Below are 20,326 nucleotides of genomic sequence, written 5' to 3' on the forward strand. Positions count from 1 at the left end.
AACAGCTCGCGAAAACCACATCAAAAAGACTTTATAACCCAATTTTTCATTAATTTTACATCAATAAAAATAACGAATTGAAAAACTCATTCAAGCATAAACTTCCAAACAACAGGTGACTTATGAAAAACAAAATAATAGTGGAACTAAAATTCAAATCCGAACCACATAGCAGTGAATTAGGAAAAATAAAAAATGATATGCGGGAATTACTAAATAAATTGGAACCTTTTTCAAAGCAAGAATTAAAGTCAGGCGTAGGAAGCTTCTGGATTTCTTGGGAAGTAGTGCTGTTGTCAAGTACAGCTTGGGTGACATCACAGGTTTTAAGCTGGACTTTTAAGAAATATCTCGACAGACATCATGGACCTTCCTTAGACCGAGGAATGTCCAATATAAATGATAAAATTAATGCCTTAAGAAATCCAGACAACGAATCTAAAGAAAAAAATCAGAATGTAATCACCAAAAAAGACGACATTAGCCAAATTGATAATTTTAATAAAATAGACTTAGACTTAGATAAACTACTAAGTTTCATCGACACTCCAAATTTTAAAGGGCTTACTATAAAAGAACAAACAGATAATGGAGTAAATTACACTGGACTTGTCGCTCGCTTTACAAAATCAGATGATGGAAAGTGGGATGCCACATTTACAAAAGTAGATAATAGGGAAGACTTTCACAAATTGTAACTCTAATTAAAAATATTTCACCCATAATACTCCAAGAAAACCTCTGATAAAAAGCTAGACGCTATGCCAAGCCCTGGAGCCCAGTGCCGCGGAAATCTGGAAGTCTTGCCAATATTTGGCCTATATCGCCACCCGGCAAGCGGGTGTTTTTAAAGCAACGGGCAGGTTTAACATGTTTAATCTCGACCTGATGCGACGGCAAGGCCGAACCGCTGAACTTGATGAATCAAGCCAATGCCACCGCAATGGCGAAGGCTTTAAGCCGTCTGCGAGCCGGCGAATCCGCTACCGACGCGTTGCTGGACCAACTGAATTGCTGGGACGATCTGATCCTGAGCACCATCCTGCAAGGCCTGGCCGATCCGGCCAGTCTGGACTGGTTGTGTTCAGCTCCGGACCAGGACCCGACCGGCTAACCCGGCTGCGGCGGCGTCAGGGCCGAGTTAACGATCCCCGCCTGCCAACATTGCCTTGCTGACCAACGGAATCGGCGGCGAGCCGTAACTTAAAAACGTGTCGTGAAATTCGCGCCAGGCGGCGCGGCCGCCGCGCTTGGCGCACCAGTCGTCGCGCAATTGCCGAATCAGCAATTTACCCAAGGTGTAATTCAGATAGGCTGGATCGAAAGTGCCGCGCGCGGCCTGCTGGCGGGCGTTGCCAGGGTCGCGAAAGGCTTGCTCCCGAAACATTTGCTCGGCCTGCTCGACGCTCCAACCCTGGGTGTGCAAACCCAACGCCGCCAGAAAACGCACGTCGCGCAACAAGGCGTTGACCAATTGGCCGATATGGATTTCAGGATCGCCATCGTTCAGGCCGGCTTCCCAGACCAATTCCTCGGCGTAATGCGCCCAGCCCTCGGAAAAGGCATAACTGCCGAACAACTGCGCAAACTTGGAGCCGGCCCGGTGGGCGTGCAGGAATTGCAGAAAATGGCCGGGCCAGACTTCGTGCGCCGACACGAACAGCAAATTGGCCTGGCCGGGCAGATAGGCAGCCTGCTCCGCCGCGGTCCAGCCCGGGTCCGGCGGCGCCACGTAATACACCGACGGCAAGCCGTGCTCGTAAGGCCCCGGAATGTCGATGTAAGCCAAATTCCAGCGGGCGTAGGGTGGCGATGGCGCGACGGTTGCTTCGTCGTCGCTGGGAATTGTTAGCAATTGCCGCTCGGCGACGAAGGCTTTCAAGTGCTTGAGTTGCTCGGTGGCGGCCGCCACCGGACCGGCCGGCGGTTTGTGCACCTCGGCTTGGGCCACGCATTCGGCGGTGGTTGCCTGCGGCGCAAATCGGCGGCAGGCTTGCTTTAGGGCTGTTAGATTACGTTGTAAATCGGCGCGGCCCATCTGCTCCAGTTTCGGCAGGGGTATCTCGACGGCTTCGGTGTCGGCCAGCATCCGGCTGAACTTTTCCGGTCCCAGCGCGAAAGCGTCGGTCGCGGTCGGCCTTTGCTGCTCCAGCCAGTCGACCAACTCGCGTAGCGCTTGCGCCGCCGGCCCGACCTGTTCGGCGAAGTCGCGTTGCAGCGTTGGGTCGACGACATCGGCAAACGCCGCCTTGGCCTCGGCTTCGTAAAACTTGGCTAGGCCGCCGAACACGGTTTTGCCGATATCGATATAAGTGCGCGGTAGCGGTAGTTCCAGATTGGCGCGAATCTGCGCCGCGGCACGCGGTACGTTGCCGGCGTAGGCGATAAACGCCCGCATCCGCTCGGGCAACGGCGCATAAGGCCGACTGATGTAAAGATTCGGGTCCAGCGCGCCGGCATAAAACTGCGGGCTTTTGAACGGCCGCCGCGCGACTTGGCGCCAGAACAATTCCTTGGCGACGGTCGCCAGCAAATAATCACGCTCGAAACGTTGTGCCGGCGTCAGCACCTGGTCCGGATACGCCAGCGCTTGCAGCCGTTGCGCTTCCAGCCAGCGTTCGGTGCGGCGCAAACCTTCCGGGCTCCAATCCGGCAAACGGCCATCGAACTCGTGCCGGCCGGCCTCGGCAGCAAAGGTGGGCTGTTGTTCGAAGTAACCAGCGATGAATTCATCGACGAAAATTGGCCAGGCGGGTGGTTTGCCATCCGCAATTGAGCATGGTGTGAACAGTATCAGCCAACAACTTAGCCAAAACGATCCGGTCCGGCTGCAACGGTTAGACTCAGTCATTGTGCCTCCCACATAAAGCAATCGAATAGAACGGGATGATAACCGGGTTACCGAATCAACAACAGCCACCCCTGCGGCAACCAACAAACGGCGCTGCGGGCACGATCGATCCTTTCCTAACAGCTTGCTGGCGTTATCCTCAGCCTCAAGCCATCCCAAAGCAAACCAAGAACTCAGCTGCCTTCGCCTGACATCACCTGCACCCGCTGCGTAATCCCGCAGAGCAAGGTGTAGGGTATCGTGTCGGCGTGGTGGGCGATTTCTTCGACCGGCAGGCCGTCGCCCCATAGCGTGACCGGGTCGCCGGGCTGGGCGTCGGGCAGCTCGTTCAGATTGACGGTAATCATGTCCATCGACACCCGGCCGACCAGCGGTACCCGCCGACCGTTGACCAACACCGGCGCGCCGCTGCGGGTGGCACGGTGGTAGCCGTCGCCGTAGCCGATGGACGCCACGCCCAGGCGGGTGGCGCTGCGGCAAGTCCAGGTACCGCTGTAACCAACGCTTTCGCCGGCGGCAATGTCTTTGACTGCGATCAGCCGCGAATGCAAGCTCATGACCGGCTTCAAGCCGAAATCGGCACCGGTTTTGCCGGCGAACGGCGAGCAGCCGTATAGCATCAAGCCCGGCCTGACCCAATCGCTGGCCCGGTCCTGACCCGCACCGAGGCGGACGCTGGGCCAGCCGATGATGCCAGCCGAATTGGCGATGCTGCGCTGGCCCGGATAATCTTTGACGGCGTCGTTGAACAAATCGATCTGGCGCCGGGTTTTGTCGTCCAATAAATCGTCGGCGTTGGCGAAATGGGTGATCAGATTGATCGGCTGTTCGACCGCCGCACAGGCTAGCAAAGCCTGATAGGCGGCGGCGAAATCGTTGGCTTTGAAACCGAGCCGGTTCATACCGGTATCCAGCTTCAGCCATACCGCCAGCTTGGCGCCGGCGGCCGGTTGCTGTTGCAGGATGGCGATTTGTTGCGGTGCATGGATCACCGCCGTCAGCCGGTATTTCAATAACTGTTGCAATTCGTCGGCGCAGACGAAGCCTTGCAACACGGTAATCGGCTGTTCGAAGCCGGCCTGGCGCAAGCGGGCGCCCTCGTCCACCCTGGCCACGGCAAAGCCGTCGGCCCGTTCCAGCGCTGCCGCGACCCGGTCCATGCCGTGGCCGTAAGCGTTGGCTTTGATCACCGCCATGATTTTGTTGTCCGGCGCGTAGCGTTTGACCTGTTCCAGGTTGTGGCGCACCGCATCCAGATCCAGACGTACGTAAGCCGGCGGGATCATTCGTAATCCTCGGGGCCGTTGTATACCCCGGCAAAATTTTCGAAGCGGGTGTATTGGCCCAGGAAAGTCAGCCGCACCGTGCCCAACGGGCCGTTCCGCTGCTTGCCGATGATGACTTCGGCGATGCCTTTGTCCGGACTGTCTTCGTGATAGACCTCGTCGCGGTAAACGAAAATGATCAAGTCGGCGTCCTGCTCGATCGCACCGGACTCCCGTAAGTCCGACATCACCGGCCGTTTGTTGGGGCGCTGTTCCAGGTTGCGGTTGAGCTGGGACAGGGCGATCACCGGCACGTTGAGTTCCTTGGCCAGCGCCTTCAAGCCGCGCGAGATATCGGAAATCTGTTGTACCCGGTTATCGCCGCTGGACGGCGACTGCATCAACTGTAAGTAATCCAGCACGATCAAGCCCAGCTGGCCGTGTTCGCGGGTCAGACGGCGGGCGCGGGAGCGCACCTCGGTCGGCGTCAATGCCGGGGTGTCGTCGATGAACATTTTGGTCTCGGCCAGCAAATTGATCGCCGAGGTCAATCGCGGCCAGTCGTCGTCGTCCAATTTGCCGGTGCGGACCTTGTGCTGGTCGATCCGGCCCAGCGACGACATCATCCGCATCGCCAGCGCCTCGCCCGGCATCTCCATACTGAACACGGCTACCGGCATACCGCTTTTCAGCGCGACGTTTTCGGCCATGTTCATCGCAATCGTGGTTTTCCCCATCGACGGCCGGCCGGCAACGATGATCAAATCGGACGGTTGCAAGCCGGAGGTTTTTTCGTCCAGATCGGTGAAGCCGGTACTGGCGCCGGTGATGTCCCCGTCCAATTCGTATAGGGTTTCGATTTTGTCGACCGCCTTGGCCAGCAGCGATTTGATCGAATTGAAACCGCCCTGCCCCTTCTGCCGCTGTTCGGCGATTTCGAACACCTTGCGCTCGGCGTTTTCCAGCAATTCGGCGGTTTCCCGGCCTTCGGTACTGAAGGCCGAATCGGAGATTTCGGTGCCGACGTGGATCAGTTGCCGCAACACCGAACGGTCGCGAACGATGTTGGCATAGGCGACGATATTCGCGGCGCTGGGCGTGTCCCGCGCCAGCATACTCAGATAAGCCAGGCCGCCAACATCCTGCAACTCGCCGGTGGTTTCCAGCACCTCGGAGATGGTCACCACGTCGAACGGGTCCTGCCGCTCGGCCAATTCGGCGATCGCGCGGAAAATCAAGCGGTGGTCGCGGCGATAAAAATCGTTCTCGCCGACCTTGTCGGCGACGGAATCCCAGGTCTGGTTATCCAGCAATAAACCGCCCAACACCGATTGCTCGGCTTGAATCGAATGCGGCGGAACTTTCAGAGATTCTACGGTTTGATCGGACAGGAAATAGTGGTCTTCGGACATGTCGCGGGCAGTTTGAAAGCAATAGGGTCGATTATATCTTGATGGCGTAAATCTTTTTGCCGATTCAACCGCCCTGGCCGCCAGCCACCGCCTGAGTAACGGGCGATTCAGGGCTCATGTCAATTTTGACATGGCACCAACGAACAGTTAAACCACTTCAAGAATCTAAATAAACTGGGCACCAGATGATGTTTAGGACGTAGCCGCAAGGAGTTTTACTCATCACCAAATATTAAATTGACTTCTCCAGGTACTTACTATGCAAAAGCTAATCGCAGCTTCAATGGTGTTATCCGCTGCCGTATCTACATCGACAGCCTTCGCCTCCAACGTTTTCGAGGCTGAACACGAGCATGAATATCGACAAAGAAATTGCGGCGATCAAACCGCATGTACGCCTAAAGAATTGAGCCTTAAGTTATTTGGCGACAACAATGGCACCCTAATCTCCAAGGCAGACAGCGACACCAGCAATAACAATTACACGCTCAATTTCTCATACCAATTAGATGCTACAGGCATCACCAGCGCCTTCCTTAAAGTGTGGTTGCGTGACGATTCCACCTCAGCGGATGATTCTGCGACGAATGGTACGCTGAAAGATAAACATGAATACGCCGGCATCACGTCTATTAATGGTTCTTCATTGTCACCCAATTGGAAAGAAGTTGATGGCTACAAACAGTATATCAATCTGGACGTACGTAACTTTTTATCCTCGACTGGTCTTTCGACATTGACTGCGGTGCTGGACGTCAAAGACAGTGGCAGTAAGGACTATTACTTCAAAGCGGCAGAGCTGTATGTTCAATATTGTTTGAACAACGGCTCAGGCGGCAACGATTCCGTTGCTTCGGTGCCGGTTCCGGCGGCGGCTTGGTTAATGGCTTCCGGCCTGCTTGGCTTGCTGGGCTTCAATAAAAGGAAAACGGGCGCGGCGTAATCCAAAACAGCGTCCAACAATTCAAAAAGCCGTAGCCGTCTAAGGACGATTACGGCTTTTTTGTTGTCAACTGCCTGACAATCGAATTTTCACGGTCAATTACAGCATTTAATCCATTGCAAAATGGCCTTGCGCTAGTTCGTAGTAGACGTCGGCTCTTTCCGCTAACGCCGCAACGACTTCACCATCTAACACTCCATCGGCCACTCGCTGACGCAAATACAGCAAGATATCATCCAGGGGCATCCCCGCTCGGTAGGGTCTTGATTGCGCCAACGCTTGAAAAATATCGGCAACGCTGATAATTCGGCACTCCAAATCCAAAGACGGGCCAATCGTCTTGAACGGATAACCTTCGCCGCGCAGATTTTCGTGGTGCAGTCCGGCCCACTCCGGAATCTTCGAGTCGACGAACACCCGCTGCAGAATCCGGTAGGTGTCGTAGCTGTGGCGCTGCATGCAGGCCCGCTCCTCCGGGGTCAAACTGCCGGGTTTGTCGATAATGTCTTCCGACACCCGCAACTTGCCGATGTCGTGCAGCAAACCGGCGATTTCGACTTGTTCGAGGTCGGCGCCTTGGATACCGAAGGATTGCGCCAACCGGCGGGCGATTTGCGCCACCCGTTCGGAATGCAGTTCGGTGTAGGGGCTTTTCGCATCGACCACCCTTGAAAACAGGCGGGCGATCTCGCGCAAATCCGGATAGGGCAACAACACCATCGGAATGTGGTCGCCCAGATTGCGCAAATCCTCGTCCAGGTAATCCGGGTCCATCGCCAGCCAAAACGCCTGACTTTGCGCCAGATCGGCAAAAGCGTCCACCAATTCCGGACAAAACAGACTGCCGGAATAACTTTGCAACCGCTCGACGATCTTCGGCGCCGCAATCAGAATTTGCTCGCTGGCCAGATAAGGCGCTTGCAGCACATCAATCCGGTCCGCCAGAAACAGCAGATTGGCGCGCAGCCGGGTTCTGGCGGGGAGCGGCAATTGCACCAGAGTCTCCCAGCGGGTGTGGTGATAGCGGATTTCTTCGGCCAGATGGCTGAGCGGCGGACAGGCCCGCAGATATTGCTCGCCGCGCTCGCAATGCGCTTCGGCACCGTCCCATTCCAACGACTCGGTCAGATGCCGATGTTCGCGGATCTTGGCCACCCCGCAATCGTGCAACATACCGGCATGCAGAATCTTGAGCCTATCCTCCGCCGACCAGGCCAATTTACCGGCAATGTGCCACGCCATCATCGCCACCCGCTTACCGTGTTTGACTTCGTCGATACCGACCAAGTCCAGCGCGCAGGTCAACGAAATGATCGCACTGTGTAAATCGATGCGTTGGCTATCCATCAGTGAAAACTCCCCCGATTCAGGTTAAACGCGATGTTAATGCAGTTTGGCCGAGCCGGCAAAGCCTATCGGCGGCGATGGACCGCGGCCGGCCGACAAGGCACAATAACCGGCTTAGTTTAATCTCGCCCACCGTCATGCTCGCTCTTCTGGTCCGATTTTCGATTCGTTATTCCGGCATCGTCGTCACGCTGGCGCTGCTGCTGTTCATTTACGGCAGCTACCGCTTCGCCAACGCCGGCCTCGACATTTTTCCGGAATTCGCGCCGAAACAGGTCATCATCCAAACCGAAGCGCCCGGCCTGGCCACCGAGCAAGTGGAAGTGCTGGTCACCCAGCAAATCGAAAACTCGATCAGCGGCCTGATCGGCCTGCAAACCCTGCGCTCGCAATCGATTCAGGGTTTATCGATCGTCACGGCGACCTTCTCCGAGCATAGCGACGTTTACCGCAACCGGCAACTGGTCAGCGAACGCCTGACCAGCCTGGGCCAGCGCTTGCCGGCCGGTGTCGGCACGCCGGTAGCGATACCGCTGTCGTCGTCGTCGGCCACGGTGTTGACGCTAGGCGTCAACTCCGAGACCAAATCGCTGATGGAACTGCGCAGTCTGGTGGACTGGAGCCTGGTGCCGCGGCTGTTGGCGGTGCCCGGCGTGGCCGACGTCAATGTGTTCGGCGGCGATATCCAGCAATTGCAGGTGCAACTACAACCGGCGGCACTACAGCGCTTCAACCTGGCCATCGAGGATATCGTTGCCGCAGCGGCCGGGGCGGCGGAGATGAACGGCGCCGGCTTCATCGAAAACGCCAACCAGCGTTTTACTTTGCAAATCAGCGGCCAACCGGCCGATCCGGAGCAGTTCAAGCAGTTGGTGGTCAAACGCCAGGACGGCATGAACGTAACCCTGGCCGACGTCGCCGACATCCGTTACGGCGCGGAACCGCCGATCGGCGCGGCGCAGATCATGGGCAAACCTGGCATCGTCCTGATGGTGATCGGCCAATACGGCGCCAATACCCTTTCGGTCTCGCGCCAGGTGGAATCGGTACTGCAGGACTTCCAGCCGATCTTCCAACAGCAAAACATCGCGTTTTACCCGCATCTGTTCCGCCCGGCGGACTACATCGAAACCTCGCTGCATAACCTGTCCGGACACCTGTTGCTCGGCGGACTGTTCGTGCTGGTGGTGCTTTACCTGTTCTTGTTCAACTTACGCAGCGCCTTCATCGCCGCCACCGCGATTCCGCTGTCGCTGCTCAGCGCCGCGCTGGTACTGCTGGAATGCGGCGTGAATCTGAATATTATGGTGTTGGGCGGCCTGGCGATCGCGCTGGGCGAAGTCGTCGACGACGCCATCATCGATACCGAGAACATCTTCCGCCGCCTGCGGGAAAACCGCCTGAAAATCTTTCCGGACCCGACCGAACACGTGGTCTACCAAGCCTCGCTGGAAGTGCGCGGCTCGGTGGTCTACGCCAGCTTCATCGTCGCGCTGGTATTCGTGCCGCTGCTGACGCTGGACGGCGTCAGCGGCCGGCTGTTCGCGCCGCTCGGCGCGTCCTACATCCTGGCGATCCTGATGTCGCTGTTGGTAGCGCTGACGCTGACGCCGGCGCTGTGCCATCTGCTGTTCAAAGCCAAATTGCCCGACAATAGCGATCCGCCGCTGTTGCGTTGGCTGAAACCGATATATGCCAGGCAATTGCTGTGGGCGATTCGCCATTTCAAAACCGTAGCCCTGGCCGGGGCACTAGCCTGCCTGGCCGGCATCGCCGCCTTCCTGCAACTGGACCACAAATTTCTGCCGGAACTGCGCGAAGGCCACTTCATCGTCCACACCGCCAGCGTACCCGGTACCTCGTTGCCGGAATCGATCCGGCTCGGCAGCCTGGTGAGCGAACGGCTGATGGCGGTGACCGGCGTCGAATCGGTATCGCAATGGGCCGGCCGCGCCGAACGGGGCGCCGACACTTACGGCAGCCATTACAGCGAATACGAAGTGCGTTTGCATCCCCTTTCCGGCGCCGAACAGCAGCGGGTGCTGGACGAAATCCGCGCCATTCTGGACAGATTCCCCGGCATTCATTACGAGGCCAACACCTTCCTGACCGAACGGGTCGACGAAACCATTTCCGGTTACACCGCGCCGGTGGTGGTCAACATCTACGGCTACGATCTGGCGGAGCTGGACGCCAAGGCCCAACAACTGGCCGCGCTGATCGAGACCCTGCCCGGCGCCGAAGACGTGCAATTGCGTTCGCCGCCGGCCACCAGTTTGCTGCAAGTGCAACTCGATCTGGAACGCCTGAAATTCCGCGGCATCAGCCCGGCGCAAGTGATGGCGGCCTTGCAAACCGCGTACGAGGGCCGCATCGTCGGCAAGAACTTACAGGGCAATCGCATCTTCAACGTCGCGGTATCGCTGCCGCCGGAATGGCGCAGCCAGCCGGATTATTTGGCGCAATTGCCGCTGAAAAACAACGAAGGCCAGCGGGTTTTGCTGGGCGAAGTGGCCGACGTTCGCCACGGCGAGGGCCGCTACAACATCCTGCACCAGGGCGCGCAGCGGATCCAAACCGTGACCTGCAAGGTGGAAGGCCGCGATATGGATGCCTTCATGGCCGAACTGAAGCAACGGGTACAAACCGAATTGAACTGGCGCGACGGCAGCTATCCGGAATTCATCGGCGCGGCGCTGGAACAGGCCAAAGCCCGCGAAAGCTTGGTAGTCCACGCCTTACTGGCCGGCGCCGGCGTGCTGATTTTCGTGTTTATCGCCTTGGGCAGTCTGCGCCATATGCTGCTGACCTTGTTGAACCTGCCGTTTGCGCTGTTGGGCGGCGTCGCCGCCGTTGTGGTTACCGATGCCACATTGTCGGTCGGCTCGTTTGTCGGCTTCGTCACTCTGTTCGGCATCACCGTGCGCAACTGCATCATGCTGATTTCGCATTACCGGCATTTGATCGAATTCGAAGGCCAGGAATGGTCCACCGCAACGCTGATCCGCGGCGCCCAGGAACGCCTGCCGGCAATCCTGATGACGGCCCTGGTCACCGCACTGGCGATGTTGCCGATCGCGGTCGGCAGCGACAATCCCGGCCGAGAGATCATGGGGCCGATGGCGGCCATCATCATCGGCGGCCTGGCATCGTCCACGGCACTGAACCTGCTGCTGTTGCCGGCAATCTTGCAACGCTACGGCCACTTCAATGTCGAACTGGCCGGCAGCAACGCCGCTAATTGATGCCGGCCGCGGCGGCGATAACGGCCTGGCCCAGAGCCAAGCCGCCGTCGTTGGCCGGATAACGTTGCGGCAACAACACGGTTTTACCGCGGCGGCGCAAGCCTTCCGCCACGCCTTCCAGCAATAACCGGTTTTGAAATACGCCGCCGCTCAGCACGACCGTGTCTGCCGCGGCTTCCCGGCCAAGTTGGCACAAGCTTTCCACGCTGGCCGCGACCAGGCTGTGGTGGATACGCGCGGCAATCGCCGCCTTATCGGCGCCGCCGGCCAGATCGTGCAACACCGCCTGCCATAGGCCGCGCCAAGTCAACACCTGCTTTCCTTCCATTTGGTTTAGCTGCCAAGCCTGCGGATAGGCGGCTTCGCTGGCGAATACCGGCGCAGCCAAATTCTCCAGCGCAATCGCCGCCTGGCCTTCGTAATCGGCTCGGTCGGCGTGCAAATCCAGCACGGCGGCGAACGCGTCGAACCAGCGACCGACCGAGCTACAGAGCGGTGCGTTCAAGTTTTTCGCCATCATCGTATCCAAGATCGCCAGCGGCTTGTCCGCCAATCCTTGGAAGTACGGCAGACTGCCGAATTCCGCCAGCAGTTCGTCCCAAACCAAATAATGCCGGAGCTGGGCATAGGCATTGCGCCAGGGTTCGCGCATCGCCTGGCTACCGCCGGGCAGTGCCATCGGCTGAAAATGGCCCAAGCGGCTAAAGCCGCGGTAATCGCCCAGCAAGAACTCGCCGCCCCACAGCTCGCCGTTCTCGCCCATGCCCAGCCCGTCGAATATCGCCGCCAATACCGGCGGCGCGTCCAGCGCCACGCCGTGTTCGGCCAGGCAGGCAGCCAAATGGGCGTGATGATGCGCCACGGGGACGCAGGGCACGCCGTCCGCCGCCGCCAAGCTTTGGCCGTACTGGCTGGACAAATAGCCGGGGTGGCGGTCTATCGCGATTATCAACCCGACGCTACTACCCTCCGGCCTTGGGTCGCTACCCTGCGAGATAGAGAGGCCGGGCGTGTCGGAGTCCGAGGTGGAGCGCCCTTCGACAAGCTCAGGGCGAACGGCATTTGCAGTCCGGGCCAATAGCTCGGGCCGGAAGCCGTGCAACTGCCGGTACAGCTCGATGGCGTGGCGGTAATCGGTTTGTACCGCAGCATTTTCCAGGTCGCCGATATGTTGGCTGACCACGGCCTGGCCGGGTCTGAGCAGGCAGAAGCTGTTTTTCAGCTCGGCCCCCATCGCCAGCACAGGCGCGGCCTGCTCGAAACCGGGCGGCAACGGCAACGCCTGCGGCGCATAACCGCGCGCCCGCCGTAGCAGGCGGATCTCGCCGTCCATCAGCCGCGCCACCGAATCGTCCAGCCGGTTGACGATGTCGCGCTCATGCAGCAGAAAATAGTCGGCGATGCCGGCCAGTTTTTGCCGCACATCGTCGTTATCGGTGCATTGCGGCTCGTCGCTGACGTTGGCGGAGGTCAGCACGATGGGATCGTGCAACTCCTGCATCAACAAAGTATGCAACGGGGTGTAAGGCAGCATGAAGCCGAGTTTGGCGTCGCCCGGCGCCACGCCGCCGGCCAGCGCTTCGCCGCGGGCGCGCAGCAGCACGATGGGCGCGGCCCTGTCTTGCAGGGCAAGGATTTCGGCCGCGTCGGCTGCGGCAAAACGATGCACCATGGCTAAATCGCGGGCCATCAGCGCGAACGGTTTGGCGTAACGGCGCTTGCGTTGGCGAAGGGTGTCCACCGCCGCGGCATTGGTCGCATCGCAGGCCAGATGAAAGCCGCCCAGGCCTTTGATGGCGACGATGCGGCCTTGGCGGATCAATTCGGCAGTTTGCCGGATGACATCGTCCATGCTGCCCACGTCCGGCGCCAATGCCTTTAAGTCAAGCCGTTGGTGCTGAGCTGGTCGAAGCATAAGCGGCTTGACTTGGGGCCGCGAATTCTCCACTGCAGCCTTCGAAATGCTCGGGGCGAACGGAACCATCCTAGTTTGGCTGCCGGTGGCGCCGCACGCGGGTTCGCTGCTGTTCTCGGCCGCTTCCAGCCACAAGCTCGGCCCGCAAACCGGGCAGCAGTTGGCTTGGGCGTGAAAGCGGCGGTCGGCCGGATCGTCATATTCGCGCTGGCAGTCCGGGCACATCGCAAAGGCCGCCATGCTGGTGTTGGCCCGGTCGTAAGGCACGGCGCGGACGATGGACAGGCGCGGGCCGCAGTGGGTGCAGTTGGTGAAGGGATATCGGTAGCGGCGATTGGTTGGGTCGGCGATGTCGGCCAGACACTCCGGGCAGGTGGCGGCGTCGGCGGCTATAGGCGTGGCGATGCCGTCCGGCCGGCTGGCGACGATGCGAAATTCGTCCGGCGCGGCTTGATTCAAATCCCGGCATTCCAGCGCGTCCAACCTCGCCAACGGCGGCAGTTCGCGCGGAATCCGGGCGATAAACCGCTCCAAAGCCTCGGCGTTGCCGAAGGCATGAATCATCACGCCTTCGCCGTCGTTCCAGACCTCGCCGGTCAGGCCGCAGCGCCGCGCCAAATGCCAAATCGCCGGCCGAAAACCGACGCCCTGCACCACGCCGCGGGCGCGGATGGCCTTGCCCGCCATCAGCAGATGCGCGGCAGTTGCTCGCCTACCGGCCAATCGACGATGCGCCGGCCGCCGAAAGCCGTGGTCATTTGCACGAAACGGTGCGGATCGGCCACGACTTCGCCGATGATGGCGGCGGCGCTACCCAAGGGATGCCGGCGCATCGTCGCCAGCAGCGTCTCGGCCGCATCGGCATCGCAGATGCAGACCAGTTTGCCTTCGTTGGCGACGTATAAAGGATCGAGACCGAGAATTTCGCAGGCCGCCTTGACTTGGGCCTTGACCGGAATCCGGGCTTCGTCGATCACGATGCCGACCCCGGACTGGCCGGCCAACTCGTTCAATACCGCTGCTAGGCCGCCGCGGGTCGGGTCGCGCAGGCAGCGGATCGCGTCCGGCGCCGCGTTCACCATATCGGCCACCAAACCATGCAAGGCCGCCGAGTCGGAAACGATGCTGGTCTCGAACTGCAAGTTCTCGCGACTGGCCATGATGGACACGCCGTGGTCGCCGATCGAACCGCTCAGCAGCACCGCGCAACCCGCTGCTGCGCGCTCGCCGGAAATCTCGACACCGTCCGGCACCAAGCCGACGCCGGTGGTGGTAATGAACACGCCGTCGGCCTTGCCCCGCTCGACCACCTTGGTATCGCCGGTCACAATCGGCACGCCGGCTTTATTCGCCGCCGCCGCCATGCTGGCGACGATGCGATCCAGGTCGGCCAGGGGCAGGCCTTCTTCCAGGATGAAAGCCGCCGCCAGATACAGCGGTTTGGCGCCGGACATCGCCACGTCGTTCAGCGTGCCGTGCACCGCCAGCGAGCCGATGTCACCGCCCGGAAAAAACAGCGGCGAAATCACATGACCGTCGGTACTGATCGCCAAACGCCCGGCCGGCACGTTGAACAAGGCCTGGTCGTTACGCCGATTGAGCAAGTCGTTGTCGAAATGCTTGATGAACAACTGATCGATCAACTGCGCCATGGCCCGGCCGCCGCCGCCGTGGGTGAGGTCGATTTGGCCGGATTTGAGATTGAGTGAATGGGATTGGGGCATGGGTTTGAGTTATTGACGATCGGAAGGACGGCTTAGATGTAGGGTAGGCATCACCTCTCTTTTGAGGCCTTACCAGTGTTTAATTTTAAAGTAGGTTTTTTACTGGCGCCAAGCTATTGATCTTAATAAATTTAATCTCAAATTGTAACGAACGAATTACTGAAATCAGACATTAGCTCAATCATACAGAAACAATCATATTCCGAGCGCTAAGCTCCATAATCTTTGAAAGTTTCGCCTCCGTATCGGGCATCCGATTTTCCATTTTTGTGAACCCTATAAATCTTATTGGGGGCTGCTTTCTTATGTTTTGTACCATCAGTCGCCCCAATAAGTGAGCGGCAAGCTCGTTATTAGTGAACTCCAGCCTTAAGCACCGCCGAATACCGGAAGCAAGAAGGTCTGCTACTTGGACACCAAGGTTTTGTTTCGAATCAACAAAATCAAGGTCTTCTTGGATCAACATACCGATGTTAGTGACCGGACCGGCATCGTTTATTTCAATACCATAGGTTTCCTTTAAGTAGTTTGGACGCTCATTTTCTGAGTAACGGAATCGATCGAATGCCGAATAATCAGCCTCCTTCAGTGCTATCATCGGCTCGGAGAGAGAAATTGTCTGAAGAAATACCGGTGTTAGCGATACAAACGACTTTTCATATTCTGTTCGACTTGAATTTTTTTGGTCTATTCGCCATCGAAATCTACCAAGATGTTTTGGTTGCCTTTGGACGAAGTAGAGAACTCCATTTCTAACAACGTTATCAAGTAAACATACTTGACATTGAAGCTGAATATAGAGCTGTGGAGCAAGAGCTGCCACCTTCTCCGAAAGAGCTTGTATACGTTCGCGAGCAGTCTGGTGAAGCATCTTATCCTGATGTTCCGTTATTTTTTCCACCTGCCCCTTTTGATGGCCAGTTATTTCAGCGATTTCATTTAACCCGGCATCGGTTGCAACGGAAAACAAGACACCTTGAAGGGCACCAAGTCGGCTCAGAAAGTCAAAGTATTGGAGTTCAGTGAGCTGATTCAGTTTGACCTCGACATTGTGTGGCGCACCAACTGTTCGCTTAAGTCCTTTCACGATTTCTCTAAGGTGTTTCCTATCGCCTTCTGGAGTCATATAAGCGGCAATAGAATTCCATGATCCTGGCTTAGTAGCATTCACAAACGAACCAGATTCATCGATAAAGATGTTCAATTAAATTTCCCTACCAAATACATTGGAAAAGTTTACGTTACCAGAGATATAGCTTTGGATCGGCGGAGAGCTAAGGTACCGGACCATATTCGGGTAGCGTGGGCAGTTGTTTGTACCCACGTATTGCTATCGGCTTCATGGCGGGCAAAAATTGCGCGCTAAGTCTTACCGTACTCATCCTAGCCCATGCCGTCGTTACCGCAAAGTTTGGCATATGCCCCCTGTTTTTAGGTACAAAACACCGCTTGATTAATCGCGCGATCAAATCCATGAATTGTCACAGAGAGTTTGATATGCCGCAAATTGAAGCCAACAATTTGAAAACCCAAGACATAGCCGCGATCGAATCGGCGCTTGTCAATACGCCGGAAGCGCATCTGACTCGGCAGGATACGCTTTAATGGCTTATGCGTTGGCCTTTACCGAGCAATACGGCAAAAGCCTCGCGCTATATCAAGCCCCATCTGGAGTTACTGCATCCGCCCTATTCGCATTTAATACTCTGTCGAAACGCGGTTATATGCCGGGAACCTTTACCTTGAATAGGCTTTGGCAATTTAGTGATGTAGCCTACGCAATAAACTGGCCTGTTCAAATCCTGTAGGAGCGGGCCAAGGCCTCAAGGATTGCAATAATTGCAATGGCCGGCCGAGGCGAAACGGCGTTCGCGCGCGACTGCAACCTGATGGCCGCAGCGCACGCAGGCATGGATATCGGCTTTGGCGTCGTTCGTCGGCAGTCCGCAATCCTCGCACGGCAAACCGCGCACGCTGCCGGAGACGGCAAAACCGGGCGCGGCGCAGACCGGGCATAGCGACAGCAGCTTTTGCGCCAACACTTCGGCCGCGCGGCGGATGTTCAGCATGCGGGTTGGATTGGCGAAGGCGCGCATGTCGGTTTCGATGAAGGCCTGCCGCGCGGATGAGGCGGCCAGCGCCCAGGCGACCGCCGCCTGCAACTCGGGCCAAGTCGCCAAGCCTTTGCGAAACTCGGGATGGTCTTGCTGGTCCGGACGCACGATCAGATAGTGCTGCGGAAACCCGGCCGCCAAGGCAAAACGTTCGGCGTCTTCCCAGTTGGTCACGGTTTGGTGGGCAAAATTGGTGGCGCCGGATGCGGTGGCGACAACTTCGATGCCCAAACGGGCGTCGAGCCAGACCAGCAATTCCAGATTGTGTGGCAGCATGAAGCTGACCGGGTCCGGCCCGAACGCGCCTTCGCTGGCCAGGCCTATGCTCAGGCCGGACAATTCCATGCCGATTTGCGCCTTGCGCCGGGCTGCTTCCAACTGACTGCCGGCGCGGGCAATATCGCGGGTGAAGGTGCCGAGGCTATCGGTATCGAAGCGGTCGACATGCTCGATTCGGCAACCCAAGCAGTGGCCCAGCACCTCGCTCAGCGGGGCTTGCTTGCCGTGCTGGGTCAGCAGGGCCACCCGCTGCCCGCAATAAACGCTTTCGTCGGCGGTCGAGATCGGCATGAACGCTCCCCCGGCCGCTTATCGGCCGCCGGCCAACAGCGGAAACAGTTCCGTCATCCCGCCGGCGATGAATTCCACGGCGATGGAGCTGAGCAACAACCCCATCACCCGCGTCACCAGGTTCATGCCGGTTTGACCCATGATCGCCACGATCCGCGGCGCCAGCAGCAGAAACAGCAAGACGATGCTGCTGACAGTCGCGATCACACCGCCGAACAGCAGATAGTGGTTCAACGACAAATCGCGGTGGGCGTAAACAATGGTGGTGCTGATCGCGCCCGGCCCCGCCAGCAAGGGGATCGCCAACGGCACCACCGCCACCGAGGCCTTGTCCTGCGATTCGGCGTCTTCTTCCGGGGTATGCCGGGAGCGGTCGTCGCTGGCCCGCAGCATCGACATCCCCATCAGCAACAGCAGCAAGCCGCCGGCCACGCGAAACGCCGGCAGGCCGATACCGAAAAAGCGCAGAATCGGCTCGCCGGCCAGCAACGCGGTCAACAATACCATCGTCACCGCAAAGGCAGCGGTGATGGCGGTCTGCCGGCGCTCGGCCGGACTCTTGCGCGCCGTCAACGCCATATACACCGGCATGGCTGTGATCGGATTCCCCACCGAGATCAACCCGGCCAACAGTTGGACAAATTCATTCCAATTCATGGTTTCTTCCCTGCTCGATAAGGTATCAACGCACGATTACGCCGGCCGCCACCGTATGCAACGACACCGGATCGATGACGATGAAACTGCCGGTCGTGCGATTGTCGCTGTAGGCATCGGCGCAAATGGGTTGATGCAACTTCAGCGTGGCCCGGACGATATCGTTCATCTGCGCCGAATCCGGCTGCGGCTGATGGGCCAGCGTATTGACGTCGACCCGATAACTCAGCTCCGCGAACGCGGCGTTGACGCTGCGGGTGGTGTGCTTGACCAAGTACTTGCGCCGCAAGTCCAACGGCTGCTCGGATAGCCAGCAGATATCGGCGCTCAGGGTTTTGGTCACCTGCGGCAACTGCTGCGAATCGCACAGCATGTCGCCGCGGGAAATGTCGATCTCGCTATCCAACGCCACCACCACGGAACGGTCGGCGCCGGCTTCCGCCAAGTCGCGCTCCGCCACGCTCAAACGCGCGACGCGAGCGCGCTGGCCGCCGGGCATCACCGCCACTTCGTCGCCCAAGCGCAAGCGTCCCGATGCCAGCGTGCCTTGATAACCCCGGAACTCCGCATCGCTGGCCCCGTCGGCGGCGTTGCCCAGCATCACCCGCACGACCCGCTGCACCGGCAGCCTGAACGGCGCGACGTCGGCATCGCGCCTGGCCGGGCTGGATTCCAGATGTTCGAGCAGGCTGGGGCCGCTATACCAGGGGATGGCCTCGGACCGAGTCGCCAGATTGGTGCCGTTCAGCGCCGACAGCGGAATCGCCTGCACATGGTGCCGGCCCAGCCGGCCGATAAAGGCATTGAATTCGTCGACGATGGCCTGGTAGACCGCGGGCTGCCAATCCACCAGATCCATCTTGTTAACCGCCAGCACCAGCTCGGGGATGCCGAGCAAGTGCGCCAGATAGGCGTGGCGGCGGGTCTGGGTGACGACGCCTTTGCGGGCATCGACCAGCAGAATCGCCAGATCGGCGCTGGAGGCGGCGGTGACCATATTGCGGGTGTATTGCTCGTGGCCAGGGGCGTCGCCGATGATGAACTTTCGGCGCACCGTGGCGAAATAGCGGTAAGCCACGTCGATGGTAATGCCCTGCTCGCGCTCGGCGATCAGGCCGTCGGTCAACAACGACCAATCGATGGCGGCCAGCCCGCGCTTATGCGAGGTGGCCTGGATCGACGCCAATTGATCGGCGGCAACGTTGCCGGTGTCGTAGAGCAAGCGGCCGATCAACGTGCTTTTGCCGTCGTCGACGCTGCCGGCCGTGATGAACCGTAACAAGCCGGACGGGCGAGTCGTCGGCTCCGTTCCGGTGTCAAAGCTGTCGGAGCTTGAATTCACGATTGCGTTCATCAGAAATACCCCTCTTTTTTACGTTGTTCCATGGCCGCTTCGGAAGCGCGGTCGTCCAGACGCGTGGCGCCGCGCTCGGTCAGCAGGCATTGCGCGGTTTCGGCGATGATGTCGGCGACGTTGACCGCAGTCGACGCCACCGGCGCGGTGCAGGAAATATCGCCGACTGTACGGAAGCGGCAACTGACCGTTTCCACGGTATCGCCGGCCCGGGCCGGCGTCAGATGCGTCACCGGCACCAGAATGTCGCCGCGCCGCACCACTTGGCGCTGGTGGGCGAAATACAGCTCGGGCAGTTCGATGTCCTCGCGCTGGATGTATTGCCAGACATCGAGCTCGGTCCAGTTCGAAATCGGAAACACCCGCAGATGGTCGCCCAACGCCACGCGGGTGTTGTACAAGGACCACAGCTCCGGGCGTTGATTCTTGGGTTCCCATTGGCCGAATTCGTCGCGCACGCTGACGATGCGTTCCTTGGCCCGCGCCTTTTCCTCGTCGCGGCGGGCGCCGCCCAAACAGGCGTCGAAGCCGAACTCGGCGATCGCTTCCATCAAGGTCACCGATTGATGCGCGTTGCGCGATTCCTGCGCATGCCGCAAGCGTACCGAGCCCTTGCGAATCGAATCCTCGACGCTGCGCACGTGCAGCTGGCAAGCGTAGCGCTCGGCCATGCGGTCGCGGTAGGCGATCACCTCGGCGTAGTTATGGCCGGTGTCGATGTGCAACAGGGCGCAGCCGATCCGTTCCGGATGAAACGCTTTGTAGGCCAGGTGCAGCAGGACGGCCGAATCCTTGCCGCCGGAGAACAGTAACACCGGATGCCGGCATTCCGCCGCCACTTCGCGCAAGATGAACAGGGCCTCGGCCTCCAGCAGATCCAAGTGATCCGCTGCGGCAGGACCGAGCCCGTCGTGGGTGGATACAGTCAT

General features: G+C 58.8%; 16 protein-coding genes. 5 read left to right on the forward strand and 11 right to left on the reverse strand.

Features of this window, described 5'->3' with window-relative positions; translation table 11 throughout:
• Window positions 1–122 precede the first annotated feature (122 nt).
• Both ACH518_RS01520 and ACH518_RS01525 read left to right on the forward strand, forming a co-directional pair.
• Window positions 123–698 carry a hypothetical protein gene (locus ACH518_RS01520; RefSeq protein ID WP_445371606.1) on the forward strand — a complete coding sequence of 192 codons (576 nt, stop codon included), beginning with the start codon at window positions 123–125 and terminating at the stop codon, window positions 696–698.
• Window positions 699–919: 221 nt separating this feature from the next.
• A complete protein-coding gene (locus ACH518_RS01525) occupies window positions 920–1,114 on the forward strand; it encodes a hypothetical protein (protein ID WP_445371607.1) in 195 nt (64 codons plus the stop codon).
• 27 nt (window positions 1,115–1,141) lie between these two features.
• Here ACH518_RS01525 and ACH518_RS01530 read toward each other — a convergent pair whose 3' ends face one another.
• The 3 genes from ACH518_RS01530 to dnaB form a co-directional block, all read right to left on the reverse strand.
• Window positions 1,142–2,851 (reverse strand): DUF885 domain-containing protein, encoded by a 1,710-nt coding sequence (locus ACH518_RS01530; protein WP_445371608.1) that lies wholly within the window; start codon window positions 2,849–2,851, stop codon window positions 1,142–1,144.
• A gap of 173 nt (window positions 2,852–3,024) precedes the next feature.
• A complete protein-coding gene (gene alr, locus ACH518_RS01535) occupies window positions 3,025–4,137 on the reverse strand; it encodes an alanine racemase (RefSeq protein ID WP_445371609.1) in 1,113 nt (370 codons plus the stop codon).
• Entirely contained in the window at window positions 4,134–5,528 is a 1,395-nt protein-coding gene (gene dnaB / locus ACH518_RS01540; RefSeq protein WP_140911487.1) for a replicative DNA helicase, read from the reverse strand. The genes alr and dnaB overlap by 4 nt, the downstream gene beginning before the upstream one ends.
• A gap of 259 nt (window positions 5,529–5,787) precedes the next feature.
• Between dnaB and ACH518_RS01545 the strand changes: the two genes are divergently transcribed.
• Window positions 5,788–6,471, forward strand: a complete 684-nt coding sequence (locus ACH518_RS01545) for a VPLPA-CTERM sorting domain-containing protein (protein WP_445371610.1) — start codon at window positions 5,788–5,790, stop codon at window positions 6,469–6,471.
• Between the two features lie 108 nt (window positions 6,472–6,579).
• Here the strand turns inward: ACH518_RS01545 and ACH518_RS01550 are convergent, their stop codons facing one another.
• Window positions 6,580–7,818, reverse strand: a complete 1,239-nt coding sequence (locus tag ACH518_RS01550; protein ID WP_445371611.1) for an HD-GYP domain-containing protein — start codon at window positions 7,816–7,818, stop codon at window positions 6,580–6,582.
• A gap of 137 nt (window positions 7,819–7,955) precedes the next feature.
• Here ACH518_RS01550 and ACH518_RS01555 point away from each other — a divergent pair, with 137 nt between their 5' ends.
• Entirely contained in the window at window positions 7,956–11,063 is a 3,108-nt protein-coding gene (locus ACH518_RS01555) for an efflux RND transporter permease subunit (RefSeq protein ID WP_445371612.1), read from the forward strand.
• Here ACH518_RS01555 and ACH518_RS01560 read toward each other — a convergent pair.
• The 3 genes from ACH518_RS01560 to ACH518_RS01570 form a co-directional block, all read right to left on the reverse strand.
• The gene (locus ACH518_RS01560) at window positions 11,056–13,665 is read right to left on the reverse strand and encodes a carbamoyltransferase HypF (RefSeq protein ID WP_445371613.1); all 2,610 of its coding nucleotides are present in this window, start codon (window positions 13,663–13,665) and stop codon (window positions 11,056–11,058) included. The genes ACH518_RS01555 and ACH518_RS01560 overlap by 8 nt on opposite strands.
• The gene (gene hypE, locus ACH518_RS01565; protein ID WP_445371614.1) at window positions 13,665–14,702 is read right to left on the reverse strand and encodes a hydrogenase expression/formation protein HypE; all 1,038 of its coding nucleotides are present in this window, start codon (window positions 14,700–14,702) and stop codon (window positions 13,665–13,667) included. The genes ACH518_RS01560 and hypE overlap by 1 nt, the downstream gene beginning before the upstream one ends.
• A gap of 181 nt (window positions 14,703–14,883) precedes the next feature.
• A complete protein-coding gene (locus tag ACH518_RS01570) occupies window positions 14,884–15,906 on the reverse strand; it encodes a DUF3800 domain-containing protein (RefSeq protein WP_445371615.1) in 1,023 nt (340 codons plus the stop codon).
• 110 nt (window positions 15,907–16,016) lie between these two features.
• Here ACH518_RS01570 and ACH518_RS01575 point away from each other — a divergent pair, with 110 nt between their 5' ends.
• Complete coding sequence (locus ACH518_RS01575; protein ID WP_445371616.1) at window positions 16,017–16,307, forward strand: hypothetical protein; 291 nt, start codon at window positions 16,017–16,019, stop codon at window positions 16,305–16,307.
• Between the two features lie 218 nt (window positions 16,308–16,525).
• On the opposite strand, the gene ACH518_RS01580 is transcribed toward ACH518_RS01575, so the two are convergent.
• The 4 genes from ACH518_RS01580 to cysD are packed head-to-tail and all read right to left on the reverse strand — an operon-like array spanning window position 16,526 to window position 20,326.
• Window positions 16,526–17,386, reverse strand: coding sequence for a DUF6671 family protein (locus ACH518_RS01580; protein ID WP_445371617.1), 861 nt, complete (start codon window positions 17,384–17,386; stop codon window positions 16,526–16,528).
• Between the two features lie 18 nt (window positions 17,387–17,404).
• Window positions 17,405–18,043: a MarC family protein gene (locus ACH518_RS01585; protein ID WP_445371618.1), complete on the reverse strand. Its 639-nt coding sequence runs from the start codon at window positions 18,041–18,043 to the stop codon at window positions 17,405–17,407.
• Between the two features lie 25 nt (window positions 18,044–18,068).
• The gene (locus ACH518_RS01590) at window positions 18,069–19,397 is read right to left on the reverse strand and encodes a sulfate adenylyltransferase subunit 1 (protein ID WP_140911496.1); all 1,329 of its coding nucleotides are present in this window, start codon (window positions 19,395–19,397) and stop codon (window positions 18,069–18,071) included.
• Window positions 19,397–20,326: a sulfate adenylyltransferase subunit CysD gene (cysD, locus tag ACH518_RS01595; protein WP_278210552.1), complete on the reverse strand. Its 930-nt coding sequence runs from the start codon at window positions 20,324–20,326 to the stop codon at window positions 19,397–19,399. Before cysD ends, ACH518_RS01590 begins: the two co-directional genes overlap by 1 nt.

Source organism: Methylomonas sp. HW2-6, assembly GCF_052474525.1.

Coding starts and splice junctions, on each gene's coding strand:
- ACH518_RS01520 (WP_445371606.1), top strand. CDS start 123: ATGAAAAACAAAATAATAGTGGAACTAAAATTCAAATCCGAACCACAT.
- ACH518_RS01525 (WP_445371607.1), top strand. CDS start 920: ATGAATCAAGCCAATGCCACCGCAATGGCGAAGGCTTTAAGCCGTCTG.
- ACH518_RS01530 (WP_445371608.1), bottom strand. CDS start 2,851: ATGACTGAGTCTAACCGTTGCAGCCGGACCGGATCGTTTTGGCTAAGT.
- alr (WP_445371609.1), bottom strand. CDS start 4,137: ATGATCCCGCCGGCTTACGTACGTCTGGATCTGGATGCGGTGCGCCAC.
- dnaB (WP_140911487.1), bottom strand. CDS start 5,528: ATGTCCGAAGACCACTATTTCCTGTCCGATCAAACCGTAGAATCTCTG.
- ACH518_RS01545 (WP_445371610.1), top strand. CDS start 5,788: ATGCAAAAGCTAATCGCAGCTTCAATGGTGTTATCCGCTGCCGTATCT.
- ACH518_RS01550 (WP_445371611.1), bottom strand. CDS start 7,818: ATGGATAGCCAACGCATCGATTTACACAGTGCGATCATTTCGTTGACC.
- ACH518_RS01555 (WP_445371612.1), top strand. CDS start 7,956: ATGCTCGCTCTTCTGGTCCGATTTTCGATTCGTTATTCCGGCATCGTC.
- ACH518_RS01560 (WP_445371613.1), bottom strand. CDS start 13,665: ATGGCGGGCAAGGCCATCCGCGCCCGCGGCGTGGTGCAGGGCGTCGGT.
- hypE (WP_445371614.1), bottom strand. CDS start 14,702: ATGCCCCAATCCCATTCACTCAATCTCAAATCCGGCCAAATCGACCTC.
- ACH518_RS01580 (WP_445371617.1), bottom strand. CDS start 17,386: ATGCCGATCTCGACCGCCGACGAAAGCGTTTATTGCGGGCAGCGGGTG.
- ACH518_RS01585 (WP_445371618.1), bottom strand. CDS start 18,043: ATGAATTGGAATGAATTTGTCCAACTGTTGGCCGGGTTGATCTCGGTG.
- ACH518_RS01590 (WP_140911496.1), bottom strand. CDS start 19,397: ATGAACGCAATCGTGAATTCAAGCTCCGACAGCTTTGACACCGGAACG.
- cysD (WP_278210552.1), bottom strand. CDS start 20,326: ATGACTGTATCCACCCACGACGGGCTCGGTCCTGCCGCAGCGGATCAC.